The following is a 2,299-nucleotide window of genomic DNA, read 5'->3' as shown; positions in this document are numbered from 1 at the left end:
AGTCGGGCACGCCGCTCTCCTGCACCATTCGACTGATCTCGCTGGCCAGATCGGCCACCAGATGGTGCTTGTCACACAGGCGCGCGATGTCGGCAGAGCGAAACTCATGGGGATTGCGGCTGAATTCGGCCAGCTGGGGCAGGCGGATTTCGCCAGTCAGAATGCGGCAGTGGGCAAAACGCGGATGGGTCGCCAGATTGGCCGCCGCCAGTGCCGGATGAAAGTCGCGAAAGCCCTCGAGGGTGGCCAGCAGTAGCACGTCCGGGATCGGTGCATCGGTGACGCAGGCGCAAGTATCGGGGGAGAGCCAGGTACGTTTGAGGGTACCAATGGGGGTCAGGCGCTGGTGATTGGTTTCGTGGCGCACCAGTGGCAGCCCCTGCTCGGCGCAGTGGCGCTGCAGGTCGGCCAGACTTGCCTCGATATTCTGCATTCCGACTTTGCTGTAGGGGTGATCCGGATGGGCCGCCATAAAGGCGGGCAGGGCGGCGCGGGGATCCCCTTCGCTCTCCAGCAGGTCGACCGAGCCGGAGGAGAAGTGCAGGGCACTCTGGCCTGAGGCCATCAGCAGGGTCTTCTGGCCCGCTTCTACCAGACGCAGGGCGGCCGAGAGGCCTGCCATGCCACCGCCGATAACGATATTGTCAAACTTCATGACGGCTCTCCTTCTCAGTGGCGTGAGTGGCATTGTGCTGCCCGGGGGCGCGTGGTGCATCGGCGACCAGCTGAGGTGTGGTCCACTCGCCAAGGCCAAACAGCCCCTCGTAGATCCAGTAGGTAAACTCGGCCTCGCGCAGGGCATCGCCCCACAGCACCGGGCGGGTTCCCTTGTAGCGCTCCTCGAGGAACTGGCGCAGCATGACGCAGGCCTGACGGCCGTCCGCCTTGCCGTACTCCTGCATCAGGCCGGCGGCGCGGTAGGCGCAGAGCTCGCCCTGACAGGGGCCCATGCCCAGGCGGGTTCGACGGCGCAGGTCGATGAGGTTGTCCACATCCAGCTCGCGCAGGGCGTATTCGATTTCACCGGCAGTGACCATTTCGCACTCGCAGATGAGGGCGTTGGCTTTCGGATTGTCACGGAAGAAGGCGATGACCCGTTCGCCGTGGCGGTATTGGGCCGACCCTTCGGCAGGCACCGAGAGCCCCGGGGCGGAGACCTTTTCCGGATCCCGCGAGCCGGGCAGATTGAGCTCGGCAGTACGGCAGGGCTTGTTGTTGCCGAGCTTTTTGGCCAGCAGATCGGTGGCCCACTCGGCCATCAGGCGGTAGGTCATCAGCTTGCCGCCGGTGATGGTGTTGAAACCCTTGAGACCGTCGCGCTCGGCGTGATCGAGCAGCACGATGCCGCGGCTGATATTGCGGCCGCTCTCGTCGCCATCCACCGCTACCAGCGGGCGAACGCCGGCGTAGGCGCGCAGCAGACGGGTGCGCGCCATGATGGGGGCAAGCTTGATCCCCTCGCGCAACAGCACTTCCACCTCTTCGGGCTCGACGGTGAGCTGGTCAATCTTGTTGTAATCGATGCGGCTGGAGGTGGTGCCGATGAGGGAGATGGTATCGCCCGGCACCAGAATGTCCGCATCCGCCGGTTTGCGGGCGCGGTTGAGCACCAGCTGGTTGATGCGGTAATCCATGATGAGCAGGGATCCCTTGGCCGGGAACATGCGGATGCCGAGATCGGCGTATTCGCAAATTTGCTGGCCCCAGATGCCGGCGGCGTTGATCACCTCCTGACACTCCACCTCGAACGCTTCGCCGGTGCGGGTGTTGATCGCCTTGACCCCGTGTACCCGATCCTGAGTGCGCAAGAGTCCCAGCACCTTGCAGTGGGTGAAGATGCGCGCGCCGTGCTCTTTAGCATCCAGCACGTTGGCGGCGGCGAGGCGGAACGGGTCGACCGTGCCATCCGGCACATGGATGGCGCCGATCATCGCCGGGTTGGCGTTGGGCTCCATACGCAAGGCTTCGCGGGGATCGAGCTGACGGGTTTCGATCCCGGCGCGGGCACAGGCACCCATGAAGGTGGTTTGGAAATTGATGTCATCTTCCGGCAGGGTGAGGAAGAGGCCGCCGGTGTCCTCGACACAGTGGCTGGCAATCCGCTTGAGGATGCGGTTTTCCTGAATGCACTCGCGGGCGGACTCCTGATCCGTCACCGCGTAGCGTGCACCGGAGTGGAGCAGGCCATGGTTGCGCCCCGTGGTGCCGGCGGCGATATCGTCCCGTTCGAGCAGAATGCAGTCAATGCCGCGCAGTGCGCAATCGCGCATGATGCCTGCCCCGGTGGCCCCGCCGCCTA

Annotated in this window: 2 protein-coding genes; both read right to left on the bottom strand. The window is 64.7% G+C overall.

Going from position 1 to position 2,299, the window contains the following annotated elements; all coding sequences use genetic code 11:
- Positions 1-655 (bottom strand): anaerobic glycerol-3-phosphate dehydrogenase subunit GlpB (gene glpB / locus ACE3OO_RS20165; protein WP_374305894.1); only part of this gene is annotated, 655 nt, incomplete at its 3' end.
- Positions 645-2,299, bottom strand: a 1,655-nt coding sequence (gene glpA / locus ACE3OO_RS20160) for an anaerobic glycerol-3-phosphate dehydrogenase subunit A (RefSeq protein ID WP_374305892.1), incomplete at its 5' end; no start/stop codon positions are given. The genes glpB and glpA, both read right to left, overlap by 11 nt.

It is taken from the genome of Ferrovibrio sp. (assembly GCF_041906005.1).
Classification (GTDB): Bacteria; Pseudomonadota; Alphaproteobacteria; order Ferrovibrionales; family Ferrovibrionaceae; genus Ferrovibrio.
This window is presented reverse-complemented; position numbering and strand designations above follow the sequence as displayed.